The sequence below is a fragment of the Thioclava sp. SK-1 genome (assembly GCF_001705665.1).
Lineage (GTDB): Bacteria > Pseudomonadota > Alphaproteobacteria > Rhodobacterales > Rhodobacteraceae > Thioclava.
The window spans coordinates 74,271-87,180 of record NZ_MDHA01000029.1 but is presented as its reverse complement, the minus strand read 5'-3'; the positions used below and the strand labels follow the sequence as shown (position 1 = coordinate 87,180).

The window sequence follows — 12,910 nt, the reverse complement described above, 5'->3', positions numbered from 1 at the left end:
GCACCTTGCAGACTTCATGGCGGCTTACAACTTCGCTCGCAGGCTCAAGACCCTCAACGGGCTCACACCCTACGAATACATCTGTAAGATCTGGACTTCAGAGCCGGACAGATTCATCTTGAACCCGATCCACCAGATGCCGGGACTGAACACCTAGAGGATCCCACAGATAGGTGAAAACACCGCAAATCCATCTGACTACTATTTCTGATCCGCACGTCGAAATCGACTGTCTCATATTTTTGGTCTGTCACGATTCTGGTCCTCCGTTGAACTATCAACAAATGATACGCACCAAAACGAGTGCTTCTTTAGAGGTGTTTCATGGCATCGCCCGCCACATGCGGAAACGCACCTGTTCGGTCACCTCGCGGATTAGACCTTGCGCTTCCATCCAAGCAAGGTTGCGCTGGACGGCGGCGCGGCTGGCACCGGTCAGGGTCTCGGCCATTGGAGCGGAGACGACGGGCCATTCGGTCAGCACCGCGCGCAATGCAGGTGGTGTCTTGCCAGAGAGCGGTGCCATCATGTTGTCCGCCCGCGCTGACCATGCCTGGATATCGTCGAGGTGCCGCATCGCGGTCAGGCATGCTGTTTCCATTCCCTCGAGCCAACGCTGCAAGCGCTCGGCAGGTGGGCCACTGGCGCGCAGCCCCCCTGCCCCGCGCATAGCCAGAGGCGCAAAGATGGCCCCCCCATTCAAATTCGGGCCTTCGCTCGCGGCAATGCGTGCGGCGGTAACCGCCGCTTCCATCCGGTCGTCCTGTTGCCCGAGGCCCGCAAGGTTCCAGAGGTGAAACCCCATGCAGGCGCGTGTAATCGAATGCAGGTGGGCGGCTTGCGCCATCAGGTCAAGCCAACCGACCGCGCGATCCGCAAAGGGCTCGGCTTCATTGGCCATGTTTTCAGGGTCACGGCGATCGAGGAAAGCGGATAAGTCCACCTCTGGACCGGGACCGCCTGTCAGACGGCGCACCGCCCATCCGACACGCGCGAGCGCTGCGGTGTCGTCCTGCACCCCGGACAAGCGCATGGATATCCAAAGCGCCAGCCGATCCGGGCCAATTCGGTCACCCACAAACCAGCTGAGGTCTGCCGCCTCGATCAGGGCGAGCCTGAGCCCCAGCCTTCCGGCCCACGGTGCAGACGGTCATCCAGCGCGCCAATCCGGCTAGCCACACGGGCAAGACGGGCGGCATTACCTGCCTCTGCCTTCCGCCAATCGTCGAGGACTGCGGTTTCAGGCAGCTCTGCCCTCGGTCTGGGCGGCAGATAATCCGGCTCCACTTCTATTGGACCGGGCAGGAACCACAGGTCGTCCTCGGACGTCTCTTCAATCCCCTCTGCATCAACTAGAGGATCGTCCAATTTACTATACTGCGTAGGTACTTGAGGCTTCATATGTGCAAAATATGGCGCTTTTGCATTTTACCAAAGTGTTTTGTTAGGGTGCGCCTGCACACCCTATATAGCACGCGCGCGCGGTGGTCTGCGATATCTCTCTGATCGCGCTCAGCATATGAAAACCAAGGGGTTTTTGATTTGCAGCACCACAAAGAGCGCCCTTGCCTCTGTTTACAAACGGTCGTTTATTAGCGATATATAAAACTGCAAAAAGACTGTTTTGATGCCCCTGATAGGTTACGCTCGGGTCTCGACCGAGGATCAGACCCCCCTGCCCCAGTCGCAGGCCCTGAAATCTGCGGGCTGCGCCGAGATCCATGAAGAACAGGCCTCGGGCGGCAATCGTGCGCGGCCGGTGCTGGCCCGGGTGTTGGAGCGCATCGGCAAGGGCGACACGCTGGTGGTCGTGCGGATCGACCGCCTTGCGCGATCCCTGTCGCATCTGCTGGAGGTGATCGAGCGGCTGGAGGCCAAGGGCGCGTTCTTTCGTTCCATTCAGGACCCCATCGACACCGGATCCCCGCAGGGCAAGTTCACGTTGCAAGTGCTGGGGGCCGCGGCCGAGTTTGAGCGGGCGCTGATCCGCGAACGTACCAAGGCGGGGCTGGCGAGTGCCCGTACTAAGGGCCGGGTCGGCGGGAACCCGGGGCTACGCGCCCGCGATCCAGCGGCGCTACGCAAGATGCGGCTCGCGCGGCAAGACGGCTACATGGAGCGGCTGAACGAGACGGCACAGGACTGGGTGCCCCAAGTGCGCCGGTTGCGCCCCGACTTGGCCTGGGAAGACGTTGTGCGCATCATCAACGGCCCCCTGCCCGAGGCCCGTCGCTGGACCCAAAGCCGTCTCTTGCGCGCCGTGAAGGCCTATGTCCGCGACGGCTTCCTGCCTACCGAGGTGCTGGCCCGCGCCGGGCGCCGCGAAACGGACGATCGCCTGCCCGCCATTATTGCTGGCATCAAGGGCGCAGATCCTGACATCACGCTTCAAGCGATCTGTGAACGGCTGGAATCTATGCGCGAACGCACGCCCCGTGGCCGAACGAGATGGCAGCCCTCATCGGTCAAGATGCTGTTGGAGCGAGCCGAGAGACTGGGAATGATTTAAGAGACTCAGATTCGTTCTTTGGAAGCAAAACCGCCTATGTGAATCGGGTACATCTTGCGTTTAAGAGATGGCAGCGACACAAGCACTTGACGCGCTGGATCCGCGAAATAAGATAAGTCACTGTAAATAAATGATTTCACCGGATACCGGCCCACCATTTGAAAAAATCCTTGCCTGTCAAACGCTTTCCTGACATTTTTGCGGAAGAACGCTAACCATCAGTTTCCGGCGGTTTTGCGTTCCTTCTCAAGATAGACCCGGAAGACGGGCGGCGGGACGGGCATGAACGAGCAGCGGATCAGAATGGATCAAAAGATCCAAACGATGGCGACACGTCTAAGCAAATCGCTTGATGTGAATATGCGCAAGTCGTTTCTACCTGATGAACGAAAGGCTCTCAGACGCTTCTCATCAACGGAAGTTGCCCAGATCCTCGGGGTAAGCCAAGATTTTTTGCGGAAGATGTTTTTCGAGGACAAGCTCGATCTCGGTGAAATCGAGACAGACGCCCGCGGCCGCAGGTTCTACACTGCAGAGCAAATCGATATAGCGCGCCACGAAATAGCCCGGTCAAGCACCAAGTTCCAGCATATCGTTCCTCGTCGTCGGGATGGGGAGCATATCCAGATCATTTCGATCGCCAACTTCAAAGGGGGCGCTGGGAAGACTACAACGGCGATCCACCTGGCCCAAAAGCTTGCCCTTGATGGTTATCGAGTTCTGGCAATCGATCTCGACCCACAAGCCTCCATGACCACCATGTTCGGTTTCCGGCCGGAAATCGACTTCCCTGAGGCCGGAACGGTGTACGATGCCCTTCGGTACGAGGACCCTATCCCATTTAGAGACGTTGTGCGCAAAACGTATTTCCACAACCTCGATCTAGCCGCGGCCGGCTTGTTGCTCTCTGAGTTCGAGACCGAAACCGCACACGCCCTTCGAAACAATATCAGGCCGCCGTTCTATCAGCGGCTTGCCCTTTGCATTAATGAAGTCGAGACAGACTACGACATTGTCGTCATCGACTGCCCACCGCAGCTCGGGTTTACCACACTATCGGCTTTGGTAGCGTCGACATCCCTAGTCGTCACTGTCATTCCAAGCATGCTTGACGTCGCCTCGATGGCCCAATTCCTGCAGCTCACATCCAGCCTCATGGCAACAATTGCTGATGTGGGCGCATCGCCCGACTGGGACTTCATGAGATTTCTAATCACTCGTTTCGAGCCCAATGACGGCCCCCAAACCCAGATGGCGGCATTCCTGCGGACCATGTTCACGGATGACGTTCTTACTCAGCCTTTCCTGAAATCCTCCGCAGTCTCTGACGCTGGGCTCACGCAACAGACACTGTTCGAGATCGCCAGAACGGATTTTCATCGCCAGACGTACGATCGGGCTATCGAGTCCATCAACGGGGTTGTGGCGGAGGTCGAAGGGCTCATCAGAACGGCATGGGGGCGTAAGTAATGGCCCGCAAAGTCACATTCGACATTCCCGAGGATGAAGAAAAGCAGCAGAGCTCGTCGATTTCTCCGACTCGAACCCAGTCACGAGCCCCTGCCCTTTCGGGAATGGCCCGTTCTCTTCAGGATGCGGCACAATCTTCAATTCAAGAAATCAGTACCGACCTTATTGATGATTCCGAGTTCCAGGATCGTCTGGCCCTGGATGACGAAGATGACATCAGGGAACTGGCTGAAAGCATTGACAAGCAGGGACAGCTTATCCCGATACTTCTGAGCCCCGAAGGGGGGCGGTACAGGATCATCTATGGGCGCAGGCGATTAGCGGCCCTTCGACTTATTGGCAAGCCCGCAAAGGCTCTCATCAGAGGCTTGGATGAGGATCAAGCGATTCTTGCACAAGGCCAAGAGAACAGCTTTCGAAAAGACCTCAGCTGGATCGAGAAAGCCCTGTTTGCACGTTCTCTCATAGAGTCCGGCAAGGATGAGGGACTGGTCTGTGACGCTCTCAACATCGATCAGAAAGCCAGGAAAGCCGGTGACAAGCTCACGGGACTTGCTCGTATGAAACAAGTCACTTCCTGTATTCCGACTGAACTCATCCAAAAGATCGGGGCGGCACCCGGGGTTGGACGGGATCGTTGGTATGCTGCCGCAAAGTCTTATGAGAGCCTTGGCTTCTCTGGAGATGAAGGGTTTCCGGCCGGAAACCGCGAATTCCATGATGCTCTCATGGAATCCAGAGGTTCAGGCAAGCCCTCCGACGAACGCTTTGCGATCTTCGAAGGGCTCCTGAAACAGCACAAGCCCCCTGCCCCATCGGCAATCAAGACAACACTCGGGATGGTGAAGGTCACCAAAAGAAACGTGATCATCACCGTCAAGAACGGAGATGACGGGCTTCATAAGTGGATTTCTGAGAATCCAGAGGCCGCTCTTCTCGCGTTGGCGAACGCGAAGGCCGCTGGTCCAGGGCAGATCATTACCCCAGAGAAAATGGAACCCATAGGTAACCCAGTCTCCGGCAGGGATCAGGATCTTGATGGTCCTGACATAGACGATAACAAAAACTGAGCAGAAAGGAGGACAGGCCAGAAAAGGAAAGACCCCCCGAAAGCAGTGCTTCCGAAGGGCCTCGATTAGCTTAGACACCTAATTGATACCCCGAAGCCGAATCGTTTTCAACACCGTTCGCGGTGAACGGGGAAGCTTTTTCAGCCGACATTATCATGAGACAGGTATTTTCTCACACACCCGCCTTGGCGGAACGATCTTCTGTACCCGGTACGAACCCGTACAGGGTCATCGAACCGATCCGAGCGCTTCGCAAAGAACTCGGTCTGTCACCAAATGACCTAGTAACACTGCAGGCCTTGATCAGCTTCATGCCGAAGAAGGCCGGACAAACAGCTCCAATGACTATCGTCTTTCCCTCAAACGCATCATTGTCTGAGAGAACGAACGGCCTGAACGAGAGAACGATTCGACGGTGTATCGCACACCTCGTGGATGCCGGGCTGATCCAGCGCAGGGATAGCGCAACCCGCAAACGGTTCCCTCTTCGCTACGGTGGATTGATCAGAGATGCCTTTGGCTTCGATCTGCAGCCAATGTATGATCGGGAAAGAGAGCTCACCGAACACGCAGAACAGCTTGTGGGCGATCAGGAAAAGCTGCGGTCACTCAAGGCGGAGGCACTGGCTCTTCGTGTCGAGGCTTTGCGCCAAGCAAAGGATGTTGAGACTGTCTCATTTCTCCAGAACGTACGGAACATCCTACGCCGTGCAACTCTCAAAGCCGACGAAATCATAGAGCTTATCAAGAGGCTGGCAGAGTTGGTCGGAGCGACCATCAGAGAGTTTCCGGCCGGAAACCATGATGCTCAGGAAACAATGCCCGACCAAATGTCCGTCGTCGCCGGACAAAATGTCCGGCACGTAGAACCCACAAGATTGAATATAAAAAAGGATAAAGCGGATGCGCACAGCACCTCTGGTTTTCAGGAACGCCGAGATCCAACAATTATGGCTTGGACGGACCTAAAAAACGTATCGGACTTCTTCCCGCATGAACCAAGAGATCATCAATCAGTTCTCGAAATATTGGCCGATGTCGGAAAATTGCTAAGAATAGAACAAGGCAGGATCATGAAACACCTTAGAGAACGAGGTCCAGGGCAGCTCCTTATTGCACTCGACGAATTAATTTTGAGAGCCAGCACAGGACAAGTGAAAAACAACAACGCCTACCTCGACGCTATGATGAGGCAAGGAAACTGATGCTCTTGCCACATAAACTCGACCGGCTGATGAGTCCGCATAGGCATCGAAGATCAAGAGACAAAGGCGGCAGACTTCAAACCATATGATCATCAAGAACAAGAATGTTAGTTTGAAGGTGAACCCAGATCACCCGCGTCAGGTGCAGGTCTGGGATGTGATGTTACCTGCCCCCCGGAGATCAACACCGATATTCTGGAGCGGTCCTATGTATGGGAGGACCGCACGACCATCGGCACGTTCAGTTCAGTCTTCACATCCAAAATCCAGTCCAGCCTCATCGCGCTTGCCAGGTCGGGCGGGGCATCGATTGTTGATCGGCTGAAGTAATCTCGATCACCGCAGGGTCTGCCCAGCTTCACTTGTTCCCATCGATCCACTTCGACATCAGCTCCTTGTCGCGGAAGCATTCGTCCGGCACGGCGCGGCGTTTGATCCGGGCGAGACGCTCGGCGAAGGCGACCTGCTTTGATGTCGGGCGGCTGTCCTGCGCGCCCGGGTTCAGTTTGGCTTGTGCGTCGATCCAGGCGCTCAAGGAGCGCCGATCTTGCTGAACCTCCCACGGCAAAAGCGTCTGGTTGCGCAGGGCCAGCGACCGCGCATAGGCAATCTGCTTTAGCGTCGCGGGCAGGGCGTAGGTGGTGCTTTCCATCGGGGATCTCCCTTCTTAGCGTGGTTCTTAAAATAGAACATAAAAAGAACAAAATCAAGCCACCTGCGGAAATCATGAGGTTTGAGAGGAAGAGGAGGGCCGGGGGGAGGTCAGGCCTGAGGATGCCCGAAAGAGGGCGTCCGGGCCTGATCCTGTTCCTCATTGGTGTCTGATGCCGGAAAGTGGAGGATCCTACGTTCTCATGAGCTTTGCATTTAACGCTCCCCGGCATCAGATCCCTAAAGAGTGAAAGTGTCCTTCGGGTTTTGTGACTGACGGATGAGGGCCTTTGGGGTCTCTCAGATGGGTCCGGGCCGGATTCCGGTCTGTCTTTCCTGATGAAGGGCATTCCCATGCAAACAGGTGTCTTGCGCGTGTTGCGCGCCACCGCTGCCTCGTGGTGGCGACAAAAGGAACTACGCCGAACCGGCCAGACGGGGCAGGCACAACGGCGCGAACGCGAGGCTGTCCTGCGTGATCTCGGCTATCTGAAGCAGGCGGCGTTATTGCCAAACGCGCATGTGATCTGCGGGGAGGGTGGGACATTCCTCCATCTCGGTTGGACCACCGTGTCGACCTTCGCGCCGATCGAGCGCTTTCCCTTGGCCGCCCTCGCGGTCGCACGAGGAACCCCGTTCATCGATATCCGACCCGTCACCGATGTCACCGCCTTCGCGAACCTACCGCGGGTGGCGCGGGACGGATCGGGCGACCCCGACCATTCGGGTGCCAGCAGGTCCGTTTCTCTGACCATCTACATCGACATAGTTGAAGAGCTCGGCGCGTGGATCACCAACGATCCACGACCCTTTCAGTCAACCTGATCCCCATTCCCTCTCACCAAAACTCGAAAGGAGGCCAGCCATGGCCCGATCCCGCACGCCCAAATTCGATGCCTCCGAGGTCATCACAAACGAAATCATCCGTATAATCGAGCGCGGCGTCCTGCCCTGGCGCAAGCCATGGACCGCAGGTGGCAGCTCTCGCCCCCTGCGCGTGGGCGGTGAACCCTACCAGGGAGTGAACAACTTCCTGCTGACCATGCGCACCGTGATGGCGGGCCACAGCTCGCCCTTCTGGATGACGCTTCCGCAGGCCAATGCTTTGGATGCAAAGGTCCGCAAGGGCGAGAAGTCCTCTGTCGTTGTTTATTACGGTCAAAGCCGGAAAGACGCAGGCGATGAGCATGACCGCAGCGACGGGGATAATCACTCCGAAGAAGCCCGTATCTTCCGCTTCCAGAAATCCTACCGCGTGTTCAATGCCTGCCAGATCGAGGGCCTGCCCGACAGTTTCTATCCGGACCCCGAGCCCGTGCCCGAGCATCCGCCGTCGGAGCCCATCCCGCACATGCAGGCGTTTTTCGACGCCATCGACATCACAACCGTCTTCACGGGCACGGAGGCGTACTATTTGCCGCCCGTGGACAAGGTCTACATGCCATCCATCACGCGGTTCCAGGACCCGCGCAATTTCTACGGGGTCTGGGCCCATGAGCTGGCCCATGCCACGAAGGCCCCCCATCGACTGAACCGTGATTTCGGGTTCTCCAAGTTTGGCAACACGTCTTATGCGCGTGAGGAGATCGTCGCGGAATTGGCTTCGGTGTTTCTGGGTCAGACGCTCGGCTTCACGGCGCATACGCTCGAGATGAATGCCGCCTACCTGCACAACTGGTTGCGGGTCCTTCGGTCGGACAAGGGCGCGATCTTCCGGCACGCAGCGGACGCGCAGCGCGCCTGTGATTATCTGATCGCCAGATCGGAGGTGGGCAGGGCAGGGCGCAGTGCCGAGGCCGCCTGACCACAGACAGAACGGAGACTCGCATGTCACGCAAGGAACCCAAGACGCTGCGGGTGGCCTGCTTCGAAGACGGCCGCTAGCCGGATCATCACCTTCAAGCGCGGTGCCTAGTGGTGGAGCCAGTCCGAGGGCGCTTATCCGTTCTCGGTAGCGCTCGAGAGCATCAATGAACAAGACGGCTGGATCAAAACCATCCCCTACCCGAATTACAGACCCAAGGGGCTGTTCGGGTAGGGCACCATTCGCTTCGGTCCTTCTGCCAAGCGGAAAAGTGAAAGCGGGCTTTGGGAAAGGTGTTTCAACTTCTCAAAGGAGATCCCCATGTCCATGACCGTTCAACCCCAGCCAGACCGTCCGGATCCGACCGTGATCGCGGCGCAGAACGACGCGTTTCGCAAGCTCGCGTGCCTTGGGGTGCCGCCCGCGCAGCCCATCCAGGGCCGGATGCATGTCACCCGCGCGCTTATGGAGGCCGGTGACGGCTTCATGGCCGAGGCGGTGAAGGCGACCGGTGAGTTTGCCACATTCGAGCCTGAGAATGATCCCGAGGGATGGCACGATTTCGGAGCAGTTGAGATCCGGGGCGAGACCGTGTTCTGGAAAATCGATCTCTATGAAGCAGACTCGGATTTCCGCTACGGGGCTGAGACCCCGGACAATCCCGCCACCACCATGCGCGTGCTGACCATCATGCTGGCGCGCGACTGGTAGAAGGGTAGGGGACACCCCCTCCTGAAACCCCAGGCGATGAAGGCCCACTGACCCCTCAAAGGGAGAGTGGGCCTTTTGTCGTGGTGATCCCTGAAACCGGGGATTGGTCACGCGCGTGAACGCGGGCCACACCTCACCCACCTGGAAGGATATCCCATGACCTCAAGCTTTGCCCCTCTCACTGTCGCCATCGGCGATCTGGTCCCGCATCCCGCCAATGTACGCAGCAACGCGCCGGAAACTTATGACCCCGAGAACATCGCGCATCTGAAGGCCAGCATCGCTGTGCTGGGCCTGCTCCAGCCGCTCTTGGTCCAGAAGCTTGACGGCAAGTACGCGGTGCTGGCCGGTGGCCGGCGCCATGCCGCGCTGAAGGAGCTGGTTGCCGACAAGGCCGCCAAGGGGTTCACGGCGAAGACCAAGGTGGACTGCCGCCTTGTGCCGGAAGACTGCGACGTCACCACGGCACTGTCGCTCGCCGAGAACATCACCCAGGCACCGATGAATGCTATCGACGAGTTCGAGGCCTTTGCCCGGATGATGGAGGTCGACGGCCAGACGCCCGAGACCATCGCAAAGACCTTCGGCACCACGGTAGCCGCCGTGAAAGGCCGGTTGCGCTATGGCCTTATCCACCCCGACATCCGCGCCGCGGCCCGGGGCAAGGTGATCACGCTCGACACGATGAAGGCCTTCGCCGAGCATCCGAGCCAGGAGGCGCAGCGCGAGGTCTTCGAGGCGCTCACGAAAGACGGCGGCTATCTGCAGGCCTATACCGTCCGTCAGGCGCTCAAATCCCGCGGTGTGCAGGTCAGTGACGATATCGGGGCTTTCGTGCGCGCGGACTACGAGGCGCGGGGCGGCGCTGTCGCGGCCGATCTTCTGGAAGAACATTCCGTGCTCGAGGATGCGGCGCTGGTCGAGACCATCTTGCTCGAGAAGCTCGGGGCTGCCGCCGAAGAGGCCCGCATAAAGCTGGGCTTTGCCTGGGCCGATGCGATGGTGCGCTATGATTACGCGACCATGGCCGACTTCGGCCGCGTCTATCCCGGCCCGATCGAGCCGGATGAGGCTGCCCAGAAGCGCATCGATGAGATCAGCGCCGAACTCGAGAAATTGCAGCTCGAGATGGAGAATGAGGGGCTCGAGGACGGTGCCTACAATGCCCTTTACGAGCGCGTGGACGCCTTGGAAGAGGAAGCGCGCGATCTGCAGGAGGCCTACAGCGCAGAGGACCTCGCGCGGTCTGGGGTGATCGCGTCGTGGCAGGGTGGGCAGATCACGCTCCATGTGGGTCTCGTGCGCCCGGAGGACACCGTAAAAGAGGAGGGCAAGCGCGGCGCCTCGACTAGCCCGACGGGGGAAGAGGCCCCTGACCTGGGCGAGATCACCTACCCGGCCTCGCTGGCTGAGGACCTCAAGACCGAGCGGGCCATGGCCCTTGGCGCTGCGATGGCGCTGCATCCGGAGGCCACGCTCGATCTGACGCTCTTCAAGCTGGTCAGTGATGTTCTGGTCAGCGGCATGAGTGTCACGCAGGCGATCAAGATCGAGGCCCGCAAGGAATATCGTACCCACGCCAAGATGGACGAGATCGATGAGATCTCGCTTGAGCAGGTGGCGGCGGCGCATGATGCGCTTGATCTGTCCTGGCTCGATGACACCCGCGCGCCCGCCGATCAGTTCGCGGCGTTTCGCGCGTTCGATGCAGGGGAGAAGGCCAAGCTCGTGGCCTATGCCACGGCCAGCACCACGCAGTCCTGCTTCGCGCGGGATCCTCGGCGCGACAGCCTGATGCATGCGTTCGAGATCGAGATCATGCCCGACATCCGCGCCCACTGGACGCCGAACGCGGCGCTCTTCAACCGCTTTAAAAAGGCCTGGCTCCTGAAGATCCTCGGCGAGGAACTGGGTCTGGCCCAGGAGGCGGTGACGCTGGCCTCGTCGAGCAAGAAAGAGATCGTCGCCTTTTGTGACAAGCTCTTCGCCGAGCCCTACGCCACGCTCACGGACGCGCAGCGCACTGCCGTGGCCGCCTGGTGCCCGCCGATGATGCAGACCGCCGGTGTCGCCTTTGATGAGGCGGAGCCCACTGCGGAAACCCCGGAGCCTGACAGCGAGGTCGCGCAAGCGGCCTGAGCCATCACGCGACCCGCGCGAGACATTCCTCCGGCGCGGGTCGACCCTCCCCCACCCAACGGAAAGACATCCCATGGCTATTCTCAAGTTCTCTGCGTCCGCTGTCGCGGCGCAAATCGCACATGCGCGCGCCTGCAAAACCTTCCTGCCCAACTGGAACGGGCCGGTGGACAGGCCCGCCCTGATCCTCATCGTCGGCAATGGTGTGCATCTGCGCTCGAACGGCATCGATGGCACGACCACCCGCATCGTCACCACCGAACAGGCCGATCCCTCCTTCGCCTTCGCCGATGGCATGAACCCGTTTCGAGACACCGACTGGATGGCGCAGCGCCGCATGGCGTTTCGCGATCTGACCGGCCAGTTCTACACCGACATCCTGGATGACGTGCAGGTGCTCATCGACCGGGGGCGGGGGGCCATCCGGCTCGCCACCGATGGCCACAGCATCCGCGTCCTCAAACGCCGGGCCTCGGATTATCTCATCGGCGGGACCTACGAAGTGCCCTCGGGCCTCGGCGGCACCTTCCGGGTTATCCTCAAGGATGCCTGCGACACCTTCGCGATCGTGCAGAACTGTTGCAATTGCGAGGATTTTGACGCCATGCAGCCCTATCGCGTGCCGCTTGATGCGCTCATGGAGATCGATGACCGGAGGGCGGCATAATGGGTTGGCTCTTCTATACCGATCGCCGCGTCAAAACCTACGTGGATGAGAGAGAGGAGATCACCCGGCTCTGCACTTTTGAGGGCGACACGCGCAAAACCGAACTGGTCAAGGCCTGCAAGGTCGGCTCAACCTGGTATGCGGCGGCAAAGGTCACCAATCTCGACGGCACCCCTGTCGAAGACATGACCTATGTCACCGATGCGGATGGCTCCATTACTTTCGGGGCTGTCTTCCTCACCCGATACGATGACGGCTGCTGGGGCTACAAGGACATGGAGGAAAGCGCTGGCCCGAACGAGTCTCGTGCTCCCCTTGGGCTGATCGCGCTCCTCTCCGACCTGAAAGACCCGGACAGCTACGCCCAGGACTGGCGTCAGCGCTGCCGGAATTGGGCTGCAATCCCGGACTACCAGGAAGGCGACAAGATCAGGCTCGCCACCCCTGTGACGCTCACCGATGGCAGCACCTGCCAGATCGTCACTGCGACGCACTACAGGCGGGGGCGGCAAAAACGCCGCTGCTACCGCATCGAGGAAACCGGCGGGCTCGTACGACTGTCGAAGGCCTCGCTTGCTGGCTCGAAGCTGCTCAGCTCCGCGAATGTCGCGGCCAGCCCGGTGCTGGCGGAGTTTCTGGCGGGGCGAGAATAGGTGCTGCGCCGGACGGTTCATCGACCTGCCG

Annotated in this window: 12 protein-coding genes and 2 pseudogenes; 12 read left to right on the top strand and 2 right to left on the bottom strand. The window is 59.2% G+C overall.

Annotated features, from left to right (window positions below; all coding sequences use genetic code 11):
- A pseudogene (locus BFP70_RS20635) lies at positions 1 to 157 on the top strand (IS481 family transposase); the annotation flags it as partial.
- A gap of 165 nt (positions 158 to 322) precedes the next feature.
- Here the strand turns inward: BFP70_RS20635 and BFP70_RS05705 are convergent.
- Positions 323 to 1,401, bottom strand: a pseudogene (locus BFP70_RS05705) (hypothetical protein).
- Between the two features lie 226 nt (positions 1,402 to 1,627).
- Between BFP70_RS05705 and BFP70_RS05700 the strand changes: the two are divergent.
- The 4 genes from BFP70_RS05700 to BFP70_RS05685 all read left to right on the top strand — a co-directional run bounded on the left by BFP70_RS05700 (position 1,628) and on the right by BFP70_RS05685 (position 6,254).
- On the top strand, positions 1,628 to 2,509 hold the full coding sequence (locus tag BFP70_RS05700) for a recombinase family protein (protein WP_066010400.1): 882 nt from the start codon (positions 1,628 to 1,630) through the stop codon (positions 2,507 to 2,509).
- Between the two features lie 282 nt (positions 2,510 to 2,791).
- Positions 2,792 to 3,979, top strand: a complete 1,188-nt coding sequence (repA, locus tag BFP70_RS05695; protein WP_066010399.1) for a plasmid partitioning protein RepA — start codon at positions 2,792 to 2,794, stop codon at positions 3,977 to 3,979.
- Positions 3,979 to 5,049 carry a plasmid partitioning protein RepB gene (repB, locus tag BFP70_RS05690; RefSeq protein WP_066010398.1) on the top strand — a complete coding sequence of 357 codons (1,071 nt, stop codon included), beginning with the start codon at positions 3,979 to 3,981 and terminating at the stop codon, positions 5,047 to 5,049. The genes repA and repB overlap by 1 nt, the downstream gene beginning before the upstream one ends.
- Positions 5,050 to 5,171: 122 nt before the next feature.
- Positions 5,172 to 6,254 carry a helix-turn-helix domain-containing protein gene (locus BFP70_RS05685; protein ID WP_255356610.1) on the top strand — a complete coding sequence of 361 codons (1,083 nt, stop codon included), beginning with the start codon at positions 5,172 to 5,174 and terminating at the stop codon, positions 6,252 to 6,254.
- Positions 6,255 to 6,612: 358 nt separating this feature from the next.
- Here the strand turns inward: BFP70_RS05685 and BFP70_RS05680 are convergent, their stop codons facing one another.
- Positions 6,613 to 6,906 (bottom strand): hypothetical protein, encoded by a 294-nt coding sequence (locus BFP70_RS05680; RefSeq protein WP_066010396.1) that lies wholly within the window; start codon positions 6,904 to 6,906, stop codon positions 6,613 to 6,615.
- A 338-nt stretch (positions 6,907 to 7,244) separates the two neighbouring features.
- Here BFP70_RS05680 and BFP70_RS05675 point away from each other — a divergent pair, with 338 nt between their 5' ends.
- From BFP70_RS05675 to BFP70_RS05650, 7 genes are all read left to right on the top strand, one after another.
- Positions 7,245 to 7,730 carry a hypothetical protein gene (locus tag BFP70_RS05675; RefSeq protein ID WP_066010395.1) on the top strand — a complete coding sequence of 162 codons (486 nt, stop codon included), beginning with the start codon at positions 7,245 to 7,247 and terminating at the stop codon, positions 7,728 to 7,730.
- Positions 7,731 to 7,770: 40 nt separating this feature from the next.
- Complete coding sequence (locus BFP70_RS05670; protein ID WP_066010394.1) at positions 7,771 to 8,709, top strand: ArdC family protein; 939 nt, start codon at positions 7,771 to 7,773, stop codon at positions 8,707 to 8,709.
- A 162-nt stretch (positions 8,710 to 8,871) separates the two neighbouring features.
- A complete protein-coding gene (locus tag BFP70_RS21520; protein WP_304441945.1) occupies positions 8,872 to 8,943 on the top strand; it encodes a DUF6330 family protein in 72 nt (23 codons plus the stop codon).
- 87 nt (positions 8,944 to 9,030) lie between these two features.
- Positions 9,031 to 9,420: a DUF3768 domain-containing protein gene (locus tag BFP70_RS05665; protein WP_066010393.1), complete on the top strand. Its 390-nt coding sequence runs from the start codon at positions 9,031 to 9,033 to the stop codon at positions 9,418 to 9,420.
- Positions 9,421 to 9,576: 156 nt separating this feature from the next.
- Positions 9,577 to 11,559 carry a ParB/RepB/Spo0J family partition protein gene (locus BFP70_RS05660; RefSeq protein WP_066010392.1) on the top strand — a complete coding sequence of 661 codons (1,983 nt, stop codon included), beginning with the start codon at positions 9,577 to 9,579 and terminating at the stop codon, positions 11,557 to 11,559.
- 73 nt (positions 11,560 to 11,632) lie between these two features.
- A complete protein-coding gene (locus BFP70_RS05655; RefSeq protein WP_066010391.1) occupies positions 11,633 to 12,226 on the top strand; it encodes a regulator in 594 nt (197 codons plus the stop codon).
- Positions 12,226 to 12,879, top strand: coding sequence for a hypothetical protein (locus BFP70_RS05650; protein ID WP_066010390.1), 654 nt, complete (start codon positions 12,226 to 12,228; stop codon positions 12,877 to 12,879). Before BFP70_RS05655 ends, BFP70_RS05650 begins: the two co-directional genes overlap by 1 nt.
- Positions 12,880 to 12,910: the final 31 nt, after the last annotated feature.

Excerpts from the sequence above, each read along its gene's own strand:
- BFP70_RS05670 (WP_066010394.1), top strand. The coding sequence starts at position 7,771 with ATGGCCCGATCCCGCACGCCCAAATTCGATGCCTCCGAGGTCATCACA.
- repA (WP_066010399.1), top strand. The coding sequence starts at position 2,792 with ATGAACGAGCAGCGGATCAGAATGGATCAAAAGATCCAAACGATGGCG.
- BFP70_RS05660 (WP_066010392.1), top strand. The coding sequence starts at position 9,577 with ATGACCTCAAGCTTTGCCCCTCTCACTGTCGCCATCGGCGATCTGGTC.
- BFP70_RS05655 (WP_066010391.1), top strand. The coding sequence starts at position 11,633 with ATGGCTATTCTCAAGTTCTCTGCGTCCGCTGTCGCGGCGCAAATCGCA.
- BFP70_RS05650 (WP_066010390.1), top strand. The coding sequence starts at position 12,226 with ATGGGTTGGCTCTTCTATACCGATCGCCGCGTCAAAACCTACGTGGAT.
- BFP70_RS05675 (WP_066010395.1), top strand. The coding sequence starts at position 7,245 with ATGAAGGGCATTCCCATGCAAACAGGTGTCTTGCGCGTGTTGCGCGCC.
- BFP70_RS05680 (WP_066010396.1), bottom strand. The coding sequence starts at position 6,906 with ATGGAAAGCACCACCTACGCCCTGCCCGCGACGCTAAAGCAGATTGCC.
- BFP70_RS05665 (WP_066010393.1), top strand. The coding sequence starts at position 9,031 with ATGTCCATGACCGTTCAACCCCAGCCAGACCGTCCGGATCCGACCGTG.
- BFP70_RS05700 (WP_066010400.1), top strand. The coding sequence starts at position 1,628 with ATGCCCCTGATAGGTTACGCTCGGGTCTCGACCGAGGATCAGACCCCC.
- repB (WP_066010398.1), top strand. The coding sequence starts at position 3,979 with ATGGCCCGCAAAGTCACATTCGACATTCCCGAGGATGAAGAAAAGCAG.